The 17,839-nt window shown below is 56.5% G+C and carries 19 protein-coding genes and 2 pseudogenes; 15 read left to right on the top strand and 6 right to left on the bottom strand.

Annotated features, from left to right (window positions below; translation table 11 throughout):
- Positions 1-4 precede the first annotated feature (4 nt).
- On the bottom strand, positions 5-1,906 hold the full coding sequence (locus JM93_RS20210; RefSeq protein ID WP_145347237.1) for a tetratricopeptide repeat protein: 1,902 nt from the start codon (positions 1,904-1,906) through the stop codon (positions 5-7).
- 144 nt (positions 1,907-2,050) lie between these two features.
- On the opposite strand from JM93_RS20210, the gene JM93_RS20205 reads away from it, so the two are divergent.
- From JM93_RS20205 to JM93_RS20165, 9 genes are all read left to right on the top strand, one after another.
- Positions 2,051-2,479 (top strand): VOC family protein, encoded by a 429-nt coding sequence (locus JM93_RS20205; protein WP_145347235.1) that lies wholly within the window; start codon positions 2,051-2,053, stop codon positions 2,477-2,479.
- A gap of 40 nt (positions 2,480-2,519) precedes the next feature.
- On the top strand, positions 2,520-3,239 hold the full coding sequence (locus JM93_RS20200) for a glycoside hydrolase family 25 protein (protein WP_155197590.1): 720 nt from the start codon (positions 2,520-2,522) through the stop codon (positions 3,237-3,239).
- Positions 3,240-3,319: 80 nt separating this feature from the next.
- Entirely contained in the window at positions 3,320-3,733 is a 414-nt protein-coding gene (locus JM93_RS20195; RefSeq protein WP_145347233.1) for a MerR family transcriptional regulator, read from the top strand.
- Positions 3,730-4,173, top strand: a complete 444-nt coding sequence (locus tag JM93_RS20190; protein ID WP_145347231.1) for a PaaI family thioesterase — start codon at positions 3,730-3,732, stop codon at positions 4,171-4,173. Before JM93_RS20195 ends, JM93_RS20190 begins: the two co-directional genes overlap by 4 nt.
- A 5-nt stretch (positions 4,174-4,178) precedes the next feature.
- Positions 4,179-4,637, top strand: coding sequence for a GNAT family N-acetyltransferase (locus JM93_RS20185; protein WP_145347229.1), 459 nt, complete (start codon positions 4,179-4,181; stop codon positions 4,635-4,637).
- A complete protein-coding gene (locus JM93_RS20180) occupies positions 4,634-5,806 on the top strand; it encodes an isovaleryl-CoA dehydrogenase (RefSeq protein WP_145347227.1) in 1,173 nt (390 codons plus the stop codon). Before JM93_RS20185 ends, JM93_RS20180 begins: the two co-directional genes overlap by 4 nt.
- Before the next feature lie 8 nt (positions 5,807-5,814).
- Positions 5,815-6,225, top strand: a complete 411-nt coding sequence (locus JM93_RS20175; protein ID WP_145347225.1) for an ACT domain-containing protein — start codon at positions 5,815-5,817, stop codon at positions 6,223-6,225.
- 96 nt (positions 6,226-6,321) lie between these two features.
- Positions 6,322-7,173 (top strand): adenylate/guanylate cyclase domain-containing protein, encoded by an 852-nt coding sequence (locus JM93_RS20170; RefSeq protein WP_145347223.1) that lies wholly within the window; start codon positions 6,322-6,324, stop codon positions 7,171-7,173.
- Positions 7,174-7,327: 154 nt separating this feature from the next.
- Complete coding sequence (locus JM93_RS20165) at positions 7,328-7,942, top strand: ATP-dependent Clp protease proteolytic subunit (protein ID WP_145347221.1); 615 nt, start codon at positions 7,328-7,330, stop codon at positions 7,940-7,942.
- Between the two features lie 106 nt (positions 7,943-8,048).
- On the opposite strand, the pseudogene JM93_RS20155 reads toward JM93_RS20165, so the two are convergent.
- Positions 8,049-8,915, bottom strand: a pseudogene (locus JM93_RS20155) (GGDEF domain-containing protein).
- A gap of 64 nt (positions 8,916-8,979) precedes the next feature.
- On the bottom strand, positions 8,980-9,405 hold the full coding sequence (locus tag JM93_RS20150) for a methanogen output domain 1-containing protein (RefSeq protein ID WP_208995363.1): 426 nt from the start codon (positions 9,403-9,405) through the stop codon (positions 8,980-8,982).
- Positions 9,406-9,855: 450 nt separating this feature from the next.
- Between JM93_RS20150 and JM93_RS20145 the strand changes: the two genes are divergently transcribed.
- Complete coding sequence (locus JM93_RS20145; protein ID WP_145347215.1) at positions 9,856-10,662, top strand: YdcF family protein; 807 nt, start codon at positions 9,856-9,858, stop codon at positions 10,660-10,662.
- 101 nt (positions 10,663-10,763) lie between these two features.
- Positions 10,764-11,852, top strand: a pseudogene (locus tag JM93_RS22355) (adenylate/guanylate cyclase domain-containing protein); the annotation flags it as partial.
- 38 nt (positions 11,853-11,890) lie between these two features.
- Here JM93_RS22355 and JM93_RS20135 read toward each other — a convergent pair.
- On the bottom strand, positions 11,891-12,670 hold the full coding sequence (locus tag JM93_RS20135; protein WP_145347213.1) for a DUF599 domain-containing protein: 780 nt from the start codon (positions 12,668-12,670) through the stop codon (positions 11,891-11,893).
- Between the two features lie 256 nt (positions 12,671-12,926).
- Between JM93_RS20135 and JM93_RS22310 the strand changes: the two genes are divergently transcribed.
- Positions 12,927-13,061: a hypothetical protein gene (locus JM93_RS22310; protein ID WP_280114800.1), complete on the top strand. Its 135-nt coding sequence runs from the start codon at positions 12,927-12,929 to the stop codon at positions 13,059-13,061.
- Between the two features lie 71 nt (positions 13,062-13,132).
- Here JM93_RS22310 and JM93_RS20130 read toward each other — a convergent pair whose 3' ends face one another.
- On the bottom strand, positions 13,133-14,017 hold the full coding sequence (locus JM93_RS20130) for an NAD-dependent epimerase/dehydratase family protein (protein WP_145347211.1): 885 nt from the start codon (positions 14,015-14,017) through the stop codon (positions 13,133-13,135).
- Positions 14,018-14,137: 120 nt separating this feature from the next.
- On the opposite strand from JM93_RS20130, the gene JM93_RS20125 reads away from it, so the two are divergent.
- From JM93_RS20125 to JM93_RS20115, 3 genes are all read left to right on the top strand, one after another.
- Positions 14,138-14,572, top strand: coding sequence for a DUF1489 family protein (locus JM93_RS20125; RefSeq protein ID WP_145347209.1), 435 nt, complete (start codon positions 14,138-14,140; stop codon positions 14,570-14,572).
- 82 nt (positions 14,573-14,654) lie between these two features.
- Positions 14,655-15,446 carry a VWA domain-containing protein gene (locus JM93_RS20120; RefSeq protein WP_425280839.1) on the top strand — a complete coding sequence of 264 codons (792 nt, stop codon included), beginning with the start codon at positions 14,655-14,657 and terminating at the stop codon, positions 15,444-15,446.
- A 4-nt stretch (positions 15,447-15,450) separates the two neighbouring features.
- The gene (locus tag JM93_RS20115) at positions 15,451-16,167 is read left to right on the top strand and encodes a DnaJ domain-containing protein (RefSeq protein WP_145347207.1); all 717 of its coding nucleotides are present in this window, start codon (positions 15,451-15,453) and stop codon (positions 16,165-16,167) included.
- 16 nt (positions 16,168-16,183) lie between these two features.
- On the opposite strand, the gene JM93_RS20110 is transcribed toward JM93_RS20115, so the two are convergent.
- Positions 16,184-17,599, bottom strand: coding sequence for a D-alanyl-D-alanine carboxypeptidase (locus JM93_RS20110; protein WP_145347205.1), 1,416 nt, complete (start codon positions 17,597-17,599; stop codon positions 16,184-16,186).
- Between the last annotated feature and the right edge of the window lie 240 nt (positions 17,600-17,839).

The raw sequence follows: 17,839 nt of genomic DNA, 5'->3' as shown, positions 1-17,839 counted from the left end.
GTTTCTACGAACCAAAAAGCCGCTCTTTCCGGGTTTGCGGAAATGTCTCCGCAATTTTGGACCGCATCTGCTTGGTGATTTCGGACACCATGTGCGCCGCCGGATATCTTTCGTCAATTTTGATGAATGAGACGCACGGCGACCAGGGCACGTAGTCCTTGCCGAACGTCACCGGCGTCGAACCATTTCCGAAGCGGACACACGGAACGCCCAAAGCCCCTGCCTGCTCAGCGATGCTGGTATTTGCAGAGACAACAACATCGCAGGCCGCTATCAGTGACGCAGTGGACCAAAGATCATCATACAAATCCACGTCATCAAACGTGAGAAAAGGCCTTTGGGACTTTTGGGCCAAAAGGTCTTTTTCGCTTTGTGTGTATTTTGTCTGGAGGTTCACGTAGATCGCGTCATGCGCGTCGAGAATTTCAACGGCTTCATCGGCCGTGAGATAGTAACGCGCTCGGTAGACAGACATATTGTTCGAGCGCCAGCACACTCCGATGATCGGTTTGTTTTCAGGATTTTCGATTTTCGACAAGAATGTCAGCGACTTTTCGCGTTCGAAAGCAAAGGGAGTTGGCACAGCTTCATCGAAGCTCTGCAGGTTTGGCCTGAGATGCCGGGCAATATCCGTGATGTTGCAGCTGAAGTCGAATGACTCGCCCGCTGCGCCCTGTTGCGCATTATTTTCTTGTGTGTCACCCCATGCGCGGCACTTGATGTGCGGGAAAGACTTGGCGAAATAAGCGACAAATCGTTCGTCGACCTCGAGCGTGATGCTTTTTGCGGATTTGATGAGCTCGGGAAACAACGTTGCAGACCTGATTGTGTCGCCCAGCCCCTGATCTTGCCAGACCAACAAATCTTTGCCGGAGAGATCTTCCCCTGACCAGATCGGTGGCGAATAGTCTCTCCAAATGGCCGAAGTATCAAACCCGAACCGGCCGTTGTTGAGCTCCCAAGCTGTTTCCAGGTTGCCCAGGCCAAATTCCACTTCCGACCTGATCATATTCAACTTGGCGGTTTGTTCCTTCACATCTTCTTTCTTCGAGATTTTGTCAAAATGGCGCTCAGCCTCCGCCAGGGATACAAGCGCGTCATCATATTGTCCGAGTGCAAGAAAGAGATTGCCCTTTATCAGGTGGCCCATTTGGTCAAAGGGAACCGCGGCCAAATATTCATTGATCAATTCCAACGCCTCGACGTTTCTTGATTGCCGCATCAAATTGTCGGACTGCTTGAGCAATAAATCGGGGTTGCCTGGAAATGTTTTAAGGGCTGCATCAACCTCTTCGGTTGATGTCTTCAGATCGTCGGCAAGGCCGCGAACCCGCGCTCTTTGAACGTGATAGTCGCTGCAATCTGGAACCAATTCAATCAAGCGATTGAAAACCGTGATGGAATGGTCGTACAGACGCTTGTTTTGAAAAATGACCGCGAAATTGAACAAGAGCTTCAAGTCTGGTGAGGAGGCATTTGCTTCCGTCATGGCAAGCTCAAACGCCTCGTCTGTTTTACCCGACCGGCACAACTGACTCAGCTTCAATAACAGCGCGTCCAGCCGTTTCGGGTCACGGTCCAGGATCCTGTCCACGACATTGATAATGTCAAGTGGGGGATCGCCCACCAGGACCATGTTTTCGGCAAGAAGAAGGTTGTTCGCCACGTTTTGCGGCTCGAGTTGTGATGCTTTCAGAAAATATGTTTTGGCTTTCGCATGGTTGCCAAGATGCTTGTTTGTGACGCCAAGCAGCGTTCTTATCTCAGCCGAATTCTTGAGATGTTTCGCCAGCTTTGTGAATACTTTCTCGGCCTTTGCGTAGTCTTCTGCATCGAAATAGGCCATGCCCTTGTTGTATTGGGCTTGCAAGGGCGAGGTTTTGCGCGGGCTAGACGATTGAAGCACGTAGGATTGTCCTCTCAAATGCGGCACGGCTTGTTTGGGCGAATGCTAGGCTGCAAAGCTGGTGTGAGGCTGTTAAGCCTATCGCAGCCGTGTTTTTTGTGCCGGCGGGCTATTCCAAATGACCTTTGAAACAACGGAAAACCGATGAAACATCCTCCGGGACTTGGCGGAATTCTTGAAACGCCTGTGTATGTCGACGACATGGACGCGGCCCACGCGTTTTATGAGGGGGTCCTGGGTCTAAAGCGCATGGTTAAGGGCGAGCGGCTTTTTGCCTATAACGCGGGACCCGAGCAGACGTTGTTGGTGTTTCACCGCGGTCACACGGGCGAGGACGTGCCGACACCGGGCGGGCTTGTCCCGGGCCATGACACGTCTGGGCCGTCCCATTTTGCGTTCAAGATTGATGCTGAAAGCCTTCAGCCCTGGCGGGATTATCTCGCCGCGGTGAGTGTAGAAATCATCTCGGAAGTTGTGTGGCCTGCCGGGGGGACCAGCCTTTACTTTCGAGATCCCGATGGCAATGTGCTGGAACTGGCGTCGCCGCCGCTCTGGCCCAATTACACGGGTTAGACAGGCTGCGCCGCTTTGGTGGGTCTAATGGGGTTGGGGCATGGTGCAGTGGCTTTATGGCCTGTTGCGGTTCTTGTTCTATTGCGCCGTTGGCGGCGTAATTGTTGTGGCGGGAGTGGCGTATTTTTTCATGACCTGGGAGCCGGACAGGGACGAATACGCCTTTCGCGGCATCGATATCTCGCATCACAACGGGCCCATCGACTGGGCGCGCGTTGCTGATGACGATGTCGCCTTTGTTTATATGAAGGCAAGTGAGGGCGCGGATTTTAAAGACCGCGCGTTTCTGGACAACTGGGCGGGCGCAAAGTCCGTTGGGCTGCCGCATGGCGCCTACCACTTTTTCAGCCTGTGCCGGACCGGCGCAGCCCAGGCGGACAATTTTCTGGCCGCGCTGCCGGACACTGATGGGATGTTGCCGCCGGTTGTAGACCTGGAGTTCGAGGGCAATTGCGCACGCCGGCCGCCGGTCGAAGAGGTCCTGTCTGAGATTTCCGACTATGTCGGCCGCGTTGAGCAGAGCACGGGAAAACCAGTGATTCTCTATGCGCCACAGCCGTTTTACGAAGCCTATTTAAAGGACAACGGGCTGAACCGGCGTTTGTGGGTGCGCTCTTTGTGGAAATCGCCCGATTACAGCGCTGATTGGACCCTGTGGCAATATCACCAGCGCGGCGCGATCCGGGGTATCGATACCGAGGTTGATTTGAATGTGCTTGCGGTTGGCATGACACCTGGAAATCTGATCTCTTTGAATTAAGATACTGTAATAAATGGTATTTATTGTCTCTGTTGACTTTAACGTAAAAAGGCTGGAATGTCCGCCCAAAGGACAGAGGCATGCAGCGTCTATTTACGATCACTCATCTGACCCAGGAATTTGATGTCACGACGCGAACCTTGCGGTTCTACGAGGCGCAAGGCCTTGTGACACCGCAGCGACGGGGCCGGCAACGTTTGTACACGCCAGCCGACCGTACCCGCATCAAGCTGATCCTGCGCGGAAAACGTCTCGGTTTTTCACTCGCTGAGATCAAGGAAATGATCGAGATGTACGGCAAGGCGCCGGGGGAGGCCGGGCAGTTGCGGCTGCTGATGACCAAAATCGCCGACCGGCGGGCTGAACTTCTCGAAAAGCGGAGGGACATTGAGCTTACCCTTGCCGAGCTTGACGACGTAGAGGAGGGGTGCCGCAGCCGCATGGCTGAACTGGGTTTTGAATTGGCACCCGGGGCCGCGGAGAGCGAAACATGAGGTTTGAGCCGAAAGATCAGGATTGGGAGACAAAGACCCGGGCCAGTTTCGCACGCCAAGCGTTCATGTCCCATTTGGGTGCCCGCCTTACCCATGTCATGCCGGGCGAGGCGGATATCGAACTCGATTTGGTTCCCCAATTGACCCAGCAGCACGGCTTTTTCCACGCCGGAGCCACCTCATCCATTGCGGATTCCGCAGCCGGATATGCCGCCCTGACCTTGTTTCCGGCGGATACGGGCGTGTTGACGAGTGAATACAAGATCAATCTTTTAAACCCTGCGCGCCAACCGGTGATCGTTGCACGCGGACGGGTGGTCAAGCCGGGACGGACGCTCACCATCTGCCAGAGTGACGTTTTCGGCCTTGATGCCGGCAACGAAATTCATCTTGCAACCGGTTTGTTCACGCTGATGGCGCTTGCCGGAATGAAGGACTAAGAACCATGACCGAAACATTGATCCGGCCGCTCCATGCCGGCGATCGGGCACAATGGAATACGCTTTGGGCGGACTACCTGACCTTTTATGAAACAGTGCTCGCACCAGAGATCACCGACACATTGTTTGAGCGGCTGCTGGGTGATGGCAATCACGACGCCCTTGTTGCCGAGCGGGACGGCAAGCTGATCGGGTTTGTGCATTATCTGCCGCATCCGACCACTTGGTCGACCGCGCCGACCTGTTATCTGGAAGATCTTTATATCGCCAGCACCGCGCGGGGCGGAGGGGTGGGTGCCAAGTTGATCAATGCCGTCTACGAGGCCGCAGAGCGCGCCGGGTGCACCAATGTGTATTGGCATACGCATGATGACAACACCACAGCGCGCCGGCTGTATGACCGCATCGGTGTGCTGAGCAATTTCGTGCGCTACGACAAGCGCAAATGGGAGGACCAACGATGATCCGCAACGACTTTCCGAGCTTCAATTTCAACCTGGGCGAGACGGCTGACATGCTGCGCGACAGTGTGCGGTCGTACTCGCAGGACCGGATCGCGCCGCTGGCCCACAAGATCGATCAGGACGACTGGTTTCCGCGCGAGCTGTGGCCGGAAATGGGCGAGCTCGGCCTGCATGGTATCACGGTTGAGGAAGACTGGGGCGGATCCGGCCTTGGCTATCTTGAGCACTGCATTGCCATGGAAGAGGTCAGCCGGGCTTCAGCCTCGATTGGCCTGAGCTATGGCGCGCATTCCAACTTGTGCGTCAACCAGCTTCGCCGCTGGGGCAATGAGGATCAAAAGAAGCGGTACCTGGAAAAACTGATCACCGGCGAACATCTGGGGGCGCTGGCCATGTCCGAGCCGGGCGCAGGATCGGACGTTGTTTCGATGAAGCTGAAGGCAGAGAAAAAGGGCGACCGCTATGTGCTCAACGGCTCCAAAATGTGGATCACCAATGGACCGTCCGCCGACACGCTGATTATCTATGCGAAGACCGATCCGGATGCCGGGCCCAAGGGCATCACCGCCTTCCTGGTCGAAAAAGACTTCCCCGGTTTTTCAGTGGCGCAAAAACTCGACAAGCTCGGCATGCGCGGCTCGGAAACAGGCGAACTGGTGTTCCAGGACTGCGAAGTGCCGGAAGAAAACGTGCTCGGCGAGGTCGGCAAGGGCGTGAATGTTCTCATGTCGGGTCTCGACTATGAGCGTGCGGTGCTGGCTGCCGGCGCCGTTGGGATCATGCAGGCCGCGATGGACGTGGTCATGCCCTACGTGCATGAGCGGGAACAGTTCGGCCAGCCGATCGGCACCTTCCAGCTGGTCCAGGGGAAGGTCGCGGACATGTACGTCACGATGAACGCCACCAAGTCCTACGTCTATGCGGTGGCGCAGGCGTGTGACCGTGGTGAAACAACCCGTGAGGACGCCGCTGGCGCAATTCTCTACGCTGCGGAAAACGCAACCAAACTGGCCCTTGACGCAATTCAGCTTCTGGGCGGGAATGGCTACATCAACGAGTACCCGACAGGCCGGCTCCTGCGCGACGCCAAGCTCTACGAGATCGGCGCGGGCACCTCAGAAATCCGCCGGATGTTGATCGGCCGCGAATTGTTCAACAAGACGGCGTGACGGCAACCATGACCGGCGAAACCGATCTCTCGGCGCTCTTGGTGCACATGCAGCCGGAGCTTGACCCGCAACGTTATGTGTTCTGCACCTTTCCCAACCGGACCATGGCCCAGCTTTCGGAGCTGGAACCGGCCGGGCTCATCCGTGAGGTGGAGGGGATCACGGCGATCCTGCCCGTCGAGCGGGCAAAAACTCTCGGGTTTGGTGAAACCGGTCAATTCCGGCGCATCACTTTGACCGTGCATTCCAGTTTGGAGGCGGTCGGTTTGACGGCGGCCATATCGCAGGCCCTCGCCAAAGACGGTATTTCCGCAAATGTTGTCGCCGGTTACTTTCATGATCATGTTTTCGTTCAAGTGGAAAAAGCACAGAACGCTCTCAGCGTCTTGCAAAAGATGTCGGCTACTGCCGGCTCCTGAATTGGCAGGCGGGTCAGGGCATACGGATTTTCACGGTTGCAATTTGGGGCCGGACTTCCCATTCCTTAAGGTGGATACGGACCAGGGGTAGATACCATGCAGCGGGCCAAGCGCCGCCTTGCAGCCGTGATGTGCGCCGATGTCGCGCACTACTCGAGGCTGATGGAGCGCGATGAGGACGGGACCTTGTCGCGATTGCGCGCCTACCGCAGCATCATGAGCGGATTAACCGAGCGCCACAATGGTCGGATCGTCAACACTTGGGGCGATGCGGTCATCATTGAGTTTTCCAGCGTTGTCGAGGCGGTCCAGTGCGCTGTCGATATTCAGAACGAACTCGCCCATAAAAACGCGGAGCTTCCCGAAACCGAGAAAATGGAGTTCCGGATCGGCATTAATCTGGGTGATTTGATGGTGGAGGGTGACGACATTTATGGCGATGGCGTCAATGTCGCCGCGCGGCTTCAGGAACTGGCGCCACGCGGTGGGATCATGCTGTCCCAATCCGTGTTTGATCAGGTGCGCAGCAAATTAGCCCTTGGGTTTGATGCGCTCGGTCAAAAGACCTTTAAAAACGTCAGTGAACCCGTTGGCACCTATTCGGTTCGCCTGGGCGGGCGCAACGCGCCGGAGGCGGCACAGCCGGTGCCGGATGGGGCATCCGGCAAATCAGACAACGACTCACCATACGGGATGCGCGATGCGAATGTGGCCAAGACCGCCAAGGGTGGTTTTGAACAGGCCAGAGACTGGTTCAAGCGACAACCCCGGCGCGTTCGCAGTTGTGTTTTTATGATCGGCTTTTTCTTTGTATTGAATATTTTGACGTCCGGTCTGTCCTCGCTTTGGTTTTATTGGCCATCGCTGCCGTTCATTGTCGCTCTGATCTGGCATCTTATGATGTCCCGCAACGAGAAAGCCGTACCGGCGCCGCGCACCACCGATTGACGCGCGCTTAAGGACGCTTATGTTGCGGGTCTGATAACTCTTTTAAGGGTATTCCTCCGGTCTTTGTTTGCGGACCGCGTTTGCATCGCTTACACAGGGACCAAGAACCGGCCGATGTCCTGTCGGCAGCAAGTCAACGGAGCCAATCCTGCGCATGAAAAACTATACGACAACGGTGCCAGCTCGCCTCGATGACGAGGAAGATGAAAAGACCAAGAGCCAGCCGTCCATCCAGGTCGACAAGCACCTGTTTGAGGCCCGTACGGTCCTGATCACCGGCCCGGTGACACAGGAAATGGCGCGCGATGTGTGCGCACGCCTTCTGGCTCTGGCACAGGTCTCCAACGATCCAATCACCGTGATTGTCTCGTCTCCCGGCGGACACGTTGAATCGGGTGACATGATCCATGACACGATCAAATTTATTTCCCCGGAAGTCCGCATTCTCGGGATGGGCTGGGTCGCAAGTGCGGGGGCACTGATTTACGTGTCCGTTCCGAAGGAAAAGCGCTTCTGCACCCAGAACACCCGTTTCTTGTTGCACCAACCGTCCGGTGGCGCCGGCGGTATGGCAACAGACATCGAGATTCAGGCGAAAGAGATCATCAAGATGCGTGACCGCCTGAACAAGATATTTGCGGATGCCACCGGTCAGCCCATCGAGCGAATCGAGAAGGATACCGATCGCGACTACTGGATGAGCCCGGAAGAAGGCATTGAGTACGGTTTGGTCGGCAAGGTCGTAACGAGTGTGAACGAACTCAGCTGATCGCGGATCGTATTTCCCGAATTGAAGAAGGCGCCTTGATGGGCGCCTTTTTTGTGTCCGGCGTGTACCTAGACACTGCCGGCCCAGCTGCTGGTTCCCTCCGGCTCTAGGCTGCCAAATCCGTATCGTTGATGAAGCAATTCCGGCCGGAGTTTTTCGCCACATACAGATTTTGGTCTGCGCGGTGCAAAAAGGCTTTCGCAGTCTCGTTGTGTTTCAACTCGCAGACACCGGCGCTGACTGTGAAGGAAACGGTGGTGTTCAGGCTTTCGACCACTGTTGCCGCTGTATTCTGCAGGACCCGGGATATGACAATAGAAGCATCGGACAAGTCTGTTTACGGCAGCAGTATTGCAAACTCCTCGCCGCCTATTCGCGCGACCACATCACCGTCTCTGAGCGCATCCTGGCAAATATGCGAAAAATGGCTCAGTACCGCATCGCCAACGGCATGACCGTGCTGGTCATTGATCGACTTGAAATGGTCCAGGTCGAGTACGGCGAGGCTCAGCTTGCGCTGGTACCTGAGGGCGCGCTTGTGTTCGCTTTCGAGAGCTTCGTCGAACCCGCGGCGGTTAAGAACGTGGGTGAGCGGATCGCGGAATGCGTGGACTTCAAGTTCCGACTTTTGCTGGTGCGTGTGTTTGTATTTGGCGGTCAGTGCTTTGAGCTCGGAGTTCAAAGCTGCAAATTTTGTTGCCACATCGACGCGTTGATCGAGGCGAACAACAATGCTCCCGTCGAATGGCGTTTCGGGTAGAGATATCCGGGTGGCATAGGCAATACACTCATTCCCGTGTGGCAGTTTGACCCGAGCTGGAACCGGGGCCGAGGTCGTGCGCGCTGCCGAAATAAGTCTGGCAATCTCCGATGTCTCTGCAAATGGGGAAGCGTTCGCGTCGGCTATCGGCTGGGCGAACAGTGCCGATGCCGAGCCGTTCGACACCACAATCGTGCCGTCAGCGTCAACCATGAACGCGGCATCGGTAAACATTTCGACAAATTGGCGCGCCAATTCCGTTAGGCTGTCCATACTCTCATGCAGTCCTGAAAAATTCGACGCCACCTTCGGTACCGGCAGCGGTTTCGCTCAGATAGACAACAACGCGGCAGCCCGAGGCGCCGGTGGCTATGGCCTGCTCAATGTGAACTTTTGCATATCCAGTGTTGTTAGCCGTTATCCGCCCGAAAACATTGGTCGTCATCATGCAAAGGGAAGGGCGGCCTTTGACTTTTTCCCCAAACGGGCAGCGGGAATTTCGAAGAACGATCTTCTCATCGTCCTCATATTCAACCTCGAAATCGCTGCCGACGCGCCGTTTCAGGTCCACCAGAACACTCGAGACCACATCACGGGGCAGGGCATTTACGCGCATTGCGGTTTTGTATTCATTGTCGATTGCATTGCCGATCCGGCTTCCGACCACCGTGATAAAACCCTCTGCTTCTTTGAGACCGACCACGTCTTACAGCGTTCCTGACAACTCGCGCAGAATTCGGCTGAAGAAGTCTTCGGTGTGCAGTTCAAGCGATGCATCGCGCACCTTTTGCACCTTGCCAGCTTCGTTTTGCATTCCAACGCCTGCCTTTTTGTCAGATGCGTCATAAGATCAATACGTTTGGGCACATGGTATGGTTTCAAAATTTGGTAAGTTGCGTAAGTGGTTTCCGGAGATTGCGTTGATCTGGACCACAGTTTCAGGTTTGTATGTAAACAGACTATTTAAGTGCATGAATACGCTGCGTAAATTGCGGTTTTTCTCGTTGGATCATACGAAATTTGTCAATAGGTGCGGTCGGCAGCTTGCTGGAATAGTATGTTCACCCGCCATGAAACCCGGTGAAACGTTTTTAAGGCACCCGGTTGCGTCTTGTGGCATATGGATCACCAGATCCGCGCCGAAGGTTGAGCAGTGTTTTTTTACATTTCAAAAATCGCATATTTCCTGATCCGCCCATCCAACTTTCTGATTGTTCTGGGAGTTGTAGGCGCGATCCTGTTGTTTACGCGTTTTGGCGGGGTAGGGCGCGCGGCTGTGGTTCTCAGTCTTGCCGGGATGTTGTTGTTGGGACTTTCCCCAGCAGCAAACTGGCTAATTCAACCGCTCGAGGACCGGTTTTCGAGGCCTTCCGAACTCCAAGACATCAGCGGCGTGATCGTTCTGGGAGGCTCGGTTGATACCGTTGTCACCGGGGCCCGAAAGGATACGGCTCTGACTTCGTCTGGAGAGCGGCTGACCATCGCAGCAAGACTGGCGCGTGCGTTGCCCGGCGCAAAGATCATCCATACCGGCGGTCATGGCGTGATCATTCCATCTCAGGCAACAGAAGCCGAAGGGGCAGCGCGGTTGTTTGCCGACTTTGGCATTGATCCAGAACGTGTCGTGCTTGAAGACAAATCCCGCAACACCTGGGAAAACGCGGTTCTGACCAAAGGCGTTCTCCAGCCCCAGCCGGGACAGAAGTGGCTTCTGGTGACTTCAGCCTACCATATGCCACGCGCTGTCGGGGTGTTCGAAGCAGCTGGATGGTCAGGTGTTGTGCCTTATCCGGTAGACTATCGAACACGAGGACCTGAGGATGTGTGGCGTGGTTTTGCCGGCGCGTCCACTGGTATGAGACGGTTCGATATTGCATTCAAAGAATGGATCGGGTTGGCCGTGTACCGCTTGACCGGACGGAGCAGTGCCTTTTTCCCGGGACCTGCGCAAACCGAATAGCAGACTTTCAGAAAAAACATGTGACCGGCACATTGGGACACTTTAATTTGGACTGATTGGTCCCATATACAGGTTGTGGCTCAAAAAAGAAAGATTATCCCATGGTGATGGAAGCCCCGCTGGTCGCTGCGGACGTGGTTCAATGGCTGTATTTGGAAGCCATTGGCATGCAGGACAGCCTCGAGCTTATTGAGGAGCTGGCGGTGCGCTTGCGGGCCGGAGGTGTTCCGGCGGACCGGATTTCCACCGGCATCGTCTTGCTGCATCCAAACGTTCGGGCCGAGGCGGCGGTCTGGACAAGCGATGGCACCCGGGAGCTGAACCGCTATCCGGCCAGTGACGAGCTGGATGAGCGGTATCACAACAGCCCGCTGAAAATTGTCTACACGGAAGGTCAGACCGTCCGGTGCCCGATTGCAGCCGAACGCGAGGAGGGCGAGTTCGGCATCATCGACGATCTTCGCCAGGACGGATATTCCGACTATATCGCGCTGCCTATGCCGTTTTCAGATGGGACGACCAAGGCGCTGACTTTCGCTACGAAAGCGCCTGGCGGCTTTAGCGCCGGGCATGTCGGCGTTTTCGAATCGATTGTCAAACCCGTGGGCCTGGTTTGTGAACTTCGTACATTGCGGCGGACCGCAGAAACGCTGCTCGATACCTATGTGGGCGCGCGTGCCGGAGGCCGGGTGCTGAACGGCTCCATCAAGCGCGGTGACGGAGAATGGATATCGGCGATTGTCAGCTTTGCCGATTTGCGCGGCTTTACCAAATTGTCGAACGAGCTGCCGGCCGACAAATTGGTGCTCTTTCTCAATAAGTATTTTGGTGCCATGACTGATGCTGTGGAGACACATGGCGGCGAGGTGCTGAAATACATTGGCGATGAAGTGATGGCGATCTTTCCTTACGAAACGGAGGAGGGCGCAGTGGATGCGGCGAGGCGGGCCTTGATGGCCGCCCGGGAAACGTCACGCCGAATTCAGGACATCAACCAACACAACACGTGCAGCTGCACGCCTGACATGCGGGTCGGGATCTCATTGCATGCGGGAGATGTGTTCTTCGGCAATGTGGGAAGCGAGAAACGGCTCGATTTCACGGTAATCGGACCGGTTGTGAACCTCGCCGCGCGCATTGCCGAGCTTGCAAAGGACCTCGACAAGGAAATCCTGGTCTCCGATGCCATCGCCGGCATCATGGGGTGCCGAAAGGGAATTTTCGGCAGCTACCGGGTGAAGGGGTTTGAGGATCCCGTCTCAGTGTATTCGCCCGAACTTGTCGGTGACAGACCGGAAGACCGGTGCCCAGGAGCCATCAACTCGCTGGAGTCCAACAGCGCTGCGCGCGCCTTGGAAACGAACTGACGGCGCAACAGCACCGACAACACGGCAAGGGTCGTGATTGAAAAAACGACCGGTCCGGCAAACCATCCCAGAAAGCCGACCGCAAAAAACAACGCGCGTTGGCCGCGGTTGAAATGGCGTCCGGCAAGAACGTTCATGTCGCCGGCTTTCGAAGCAATCATGTTGATGCGTGGCAATTCCGATTGTGTGCGCTCGGGCACCGCGCCCATTACGATGCTGGAATAGTTGAACAATCTGTAGGCCCAGCCGAATTTGAAGAATGCATAGGCCAGAATCAGCATCAGCCCAAGGACCTTGATCTCCCAAAGAGCCCGGCTGGCATCAACTGGGATCGACAGGTCCGCGGCCACCTGCAGTATTCGTTCAGTGGAATCGAGCAAGGCAAAACAGCCGCCTATGGCCAGCAGCGCAGTAGAGGCGAAAAACGCGGTTCCTTGTTGCAGGCCTGATAAAATCGCAGTGTCCATGATCCTCACGTCCCGTGTTGCCATCGCAAGCATCCAGCCGCGCCGGCAACGGTCCATTGCATGGGATAGGGTCCTTTTTCGCAAGGGCGAGAGTTCCACAACAATGTTTAAGCCGAACCATGCAAACAGGAACCAGGCAACAGCGGCCAGATCGATGGGTGTAAGTGGATCCATTTGCGTCATATTCCTTGCAATGCACAGCGCGTATTTAAACCGATTTGTTCGGTAACTGACAGGCCTCTATGTGCCGGAAATGTCAGTCTTTTCAATTGCCGATGATAGAAATGCATCGCGTGCACGGCTGGTGATCAAATTTTGCGCTTGCGAAATGGTAACCGATCATTTACCTCCTCGCCGCAATGAGGCCACATTCGGGCATCGGGGGGCGGAGCCTTTCAAGATGTGGCCGGGCAGACACTAAAGGGTGTTCATGGACGAAAACGTACAAAAGTCCTGTTGGGGCGTAACGGTTTGGACAGTGCTGGCTGTCGGTGGTGCATTGGCACTTCTGGTTCTGTTCAACGATGTCGACGGTGCACAACAGGCAATTGCGGTTGCCAAATAGGTTGGCAGGCAATTTGGATATTTGGGGCGCGGCTTGGCCGCGCCCTTTTTCGTTCTGGGCGAACGACGTGGTTAAACGCAGATCGCGCCGACAAGGTTTTGCAAGGTGTCATGTTCCGCGGACCATCCGGACAGTCGTTTGGCCGCGTTTGTGTTTACGACCTGTGAACGCGCGTAACCGGCCGCCCAATCCACCCGGGGGTCTGCATCGTCGGGCGTTGGCATGGTTTCAACAATCACCTCGAGCCCGCATGCTGCGCTAACGGATCCGGCAATGTCATGCACAGGTGCTCCGGCGACCGGTGCGGCAATAACAGCCACACGGAAGGAGGAATGGGCCAACACCTTCGCGTAAAGCCCTGCTAGGTCATCAACGTGGACAAGCGGCCAGCGCGTTTCAGGTTGCGCCCGCGTCCGAAAGGTCTCTCCCGAGGCTGCAGAGCGCGCCATTTCGAAAACCGGCCCCGCATCCGGCCCGCAAACCAGGCCCGGATGTATCACGGACAGATTAAGGTTTTGCGCATGCAGCAGCGACCGCACCTGTTCTCCTGCCCATTTAAAGGCTGGAACGGGGGAGAAGGCGGTCGTTTGAAGCAGCGGAGATTGAGGTCCTGCAGCGGGAAACAGCCAAATGCCGCCGGTATAGACGAGGCGCAATTTGGTCTGGCGCAACATGGCCGCCTTTTGAAGGGCCTGCATGGCGCGCCTGTCCACCTGCGCCATCTCGGCGTCGAAGGTCGCCCCGGCGTGAACAACAGCGTCACAGGCTGCGGCGCGCTCGGCCCACCCCTCCGGAACCTTGAGGTCTCCCGGATACGCGCTGGCCCCCTTGCGCCTGAGGGCATCGCTTGCCTGTTCGGACCTGGTCAGGCCTATGACGCTGGCGCCATCGGCCACCAGACGTTTGATGACCGCACTGCCGATGGTGCCGGTTCCGCCGGTTACAAATACTTCCATACGTTGAGAAACCCTGTTCGAACGCCCTCTCCAAGAATCGGTACGTGGTGATCTGTGCAAAAACATGGCCGGTCGAGAGGGGAACGTTGACCTTGCACAGAAGATCGCTACCTCAGAGACATGACCTTGCATTTGATGAAATTGTGCGTGGGCGCGGACAGCGTGGAAAGCCTTCAGGCCTGGGTGGATTTCCGGCAGGAACAGCGCCGGCTTGCCGGTGAACCTGCCGAGCAAATTCATACGACGCGCATGGTGCCCACGCGCAAGGACGAACTACTCGATGGAGGGTCGCTCTATTGGGTGATCAAGGGACGAATACAGGTGCGCCAGCACCTGCTCGATATTCGGCCGTTTACCGATCAGGCGGGGGTCAAACGCTGTGATCTCGTGCTCGAACCACGGCTTATCTTGACCCAATACCAGCCAAAGCGCCCGTTTCAGGGCTGGCGGTATCTGAAGGGCGGGGACGCCCCTGCCGATATCAAAGGCGGCAACGAAGCCGCCGCAATGCCCGATGCAATGCGCCGCGACCTGACGGAACTGTGCCTGATTTGATGCCCGAGTTGACGGGTCGTCTTGCGGTAAATCCTGCTTGATCTGCGGCACAAGGTTGCTCAACCTTGCCAAGACCCCCGGAATGGCCCAACTGAAAGGGCAGGGCAATTACTCAGGCAGGGATATGGCGGACAAACCACCGGTACATGCACCCGACACTATGAAAACCGCGGCGAAGGCTGCCGAGGGCCAAGCGCCTGCTGTTTCGAGCGAAAATGATATTTCCGCGTTTCTGCAGCAGGCCGCGGCCATGCCCGGGCCCGCGCAAGGCGGCGGCAAATTGATTTTTGCGCTGGATGCGACCATGAGCCGGCAACCGACCTGGGATCAGGCCTGTCACATCCAGGCGGAGATGTTTAACGAAGCCGGGAAAATCTCCGGGCTGTCGATCAAGCTGGTGTATTTCCGCGGTTTTAGCGAATGCCGCGCTTCAAAATGGTTCTCAAATCCGGCGGAGCTGTCGAAGGCGATGAGTCGGATAGACTGCCGGGGTGGCCGGACTCAGATTCGCAAAGTCCTGACCGCAGCGATCAACGCTTCGCGCGACGAAAAGGTCAGCGCAGTGGTCTATGTCGGCGATTGCATGGAAGAAGATGTCGACGAGTTGTGCCATCGGGCGGGAGAGCTTGCGCTGTTCGGTGTTCCGGTTTTTCTTTTTCAAGAGGGCCGCGAGCCGGTCGCGGAGCAGGCTTTCCGGGAAATCGCCCGTATTACCAAAGGGGCATTTTGCCGGTTCGATGCTGGGGCAGCGCAGCAGCTTGCCGACTTGCTGAAAGCGGTTGCCATCTTTGCATCGGGTGGGCGGCAGGCATTGACCGCTCTTGAGAAGTCAGGCAACGCCGGAGCCCGCCTCCTGATTCAACAGATGAAGTGACTTCATGGTTTTCTTGCTGATTGGCGTTCTTGCCCTGATCCTGTTTCTGTTTGTCGGAAACAGCTTCGTACATGCCAACCCTGCCGACCTTGCCCGTTTGCTGCGCAGAACCGGCGGTGTGGTGTTGATGCTGCTGGCTGCTTTCCTCGCAATAACCGGGCGCATCGCCTTCGCCATTCCGGCGGCCGCGATTGGATTGTCGCTGTTGGGACTGGGCGGTCTGGGACGCATGACCGGTTTTCCCGGTTTGGGATCCGGTCAGCCCTCCGGCGGGCAAAAGTCCCGCGTGCGGTCTGCGATGGTGGAAATGGAGCTGGATCATGACAGCGGTGCCATGAACGGCACCGTGCTGACTGGTATGTTTGAAGGGCGTGAGCTTGACACGCTGAGTGAAGCCGAGCTCAAGGCGTTGTGGCAAGAGGCTGACGCCGACGGCCAGAGCAGGGCTTTAATCGAAGCTTATCTCGACCGCCGGCTTGCCAGCTGGCGTGAAGACTTCGAGGCGGATGGAACAGATCGGCAGGGAGGTCCGGCGAGCGCGGGCCCCATGACAGATGAGGAGGCCTACCAGATCCTGGGGCTTTCGCCCGGCGCCGGGGACGCGGAAGTCCGAGCGGCGCACCGCAGGCTTATGAAGAGGCTCCACCCCGACCATGGCGGAACCACGTTCCTGGCCGCGAAACTCAACGAGGCTAAAGACAGGCTTCTCAGAAGACATTAACAACATCCGTTACGCATTACTGATAGATGGCGAAGCAGGCGAATTTCGCCTTTTTAAGTGTTTTGCAGGCGTTCCAGGCGGCAGTCTTGGTCTCAAATCCAACAAAGCGTGCCCGATAAAGCGTTTGACCATTTGTCTCGACCGGTTCGGTGTGCGGCACCTTTGACCGGAGCGCAGACCCTGTTGCCGCCGACGCCTTTTTCAGCATCTTGATCGCTGCTGTTTCCGTTTCGGCTGCGGCGATCTGGACTTGCCAGCCAGGGATCTGATCCTCGGTGTTGTTCGTTGCTACTGTCACCGACGTGTCTTCGTCACGTTCCGGGCTGCTGCGCGGGACGGGCGCGGTGGCCACTTCAAACGCGGTCGCAACGCGAGATCCGACCGCTTTGGGGGGGACGGGGACGGAACCTGTAACGAGGCTTGTGATGCTGCCGGCACTTCCGCGGGCAGGCGGGGCCGTCATGGCAAGCACCATGGGCGCGCCGGTGGCCGCCGGTTCGTCACCCGGTTTGGCGTTTGGCAGCGGAATGTCGTTCAGCTTCGCGGCGACAAATGTTGGCTGAATGCCTGAAGCCTTTGCGACGAGGGGTGCTGTGCGCGGTCCGGTGCTGGCCTTTCGCAAATGCTCTCCGATCAGCTTGGTCATGAAAGCATTGCGCGATGCGCCGGTCCGTCCGCCCATGACAACGGCAACGATGTGTCGGTTGTCGCGTTTTACCGATGTCACCAGGTTGAAACCCGATGCACGGATATAGCCGGTCTTGATACCATCGACACCCTTTACCCGGCCAAGCAGCTTGTTGTGATTGCCGTACCTGCGTCCCTTGTAGGTGTAAACGCGGGTATTGAAGTACTTGTAGTACTGTGGGAAGCGCTCTTGTACGGCCCGTCCAAGCGTTGCCATATCGCGCGCTGTCGTGCGTTGTCCCGAGTTCGGCAGACCATGCGGGTTTTTGAACGTTGTCTTGGACATGCCCAGTTGGCGGGCTGTGCGTGTCATGCGCCGCGCGAATCCCGCTTCTGAGCCACCGATGTTTTCCGCAACAACCGTCGCGACATCATTGGCGGACTTGGTCACCAAAGCCAGGACGGCGTCTTTCACCTTGATGGTCGAACCTGGTTTCAAGCCGATCTTTGAAGGCGGGCGGCCAGCGGCGTATTTTGAGACCTTAAATCGCGAATCCAGGGTAAGCCGTCCGGCCTCAAGCTCTTCAAAGACAAGGTACAGTGTCATGATCTTTGTGAGCGAAGCCGGATACCGGTATGCATCGGCGGAAGACGCATAGAGAGTCTTGCCTGTTTTGGCATCAACCACGATCCCGGCAAATTTCGGATTGGCGGAGGCTTCAGGAGCTGCTGCTGTCAGCGCTGTTGCCACAAGTGCGGCCTTCACGGCCCAGCTGACTTTTCGACCCACGTTCGTAAGACGCATACTAAACACTACTCTATTCCCGTTTTGGGTCACTTTGGGTGGGGAGACGGGAGGTGCCCGCAGCCGGGCCGCAAGCGAATCCGTATCTCTCCCTGTCAATTTCCTGGGTCAATTTGATAGAAACGCGGTTACGAATGTGTAAAGACAATTCCCGAAATTGACAAAAATTTTTAGACGAATGTTAGTGTTAATAGTTGGTTAAACAGTGGCAGCTTGGCTTATGAAGAATTTCTTAAGTAT

It is taken from the genome of Roseibium hamelinense (genome assembly GCF_007830545.1).
In the GTDB taxonomy this organism is placed as follows: Bacteria; Pseudomonadota; Alphaproteobacteria; order Rhizobiales; family Stappiaceae; genus Roseibium; species Roseibium hamelinense.
Note: the sequence above shows the minus strand (reverse complement) of the source record. Positions and strands in the feature narration are given on the sequence as shown.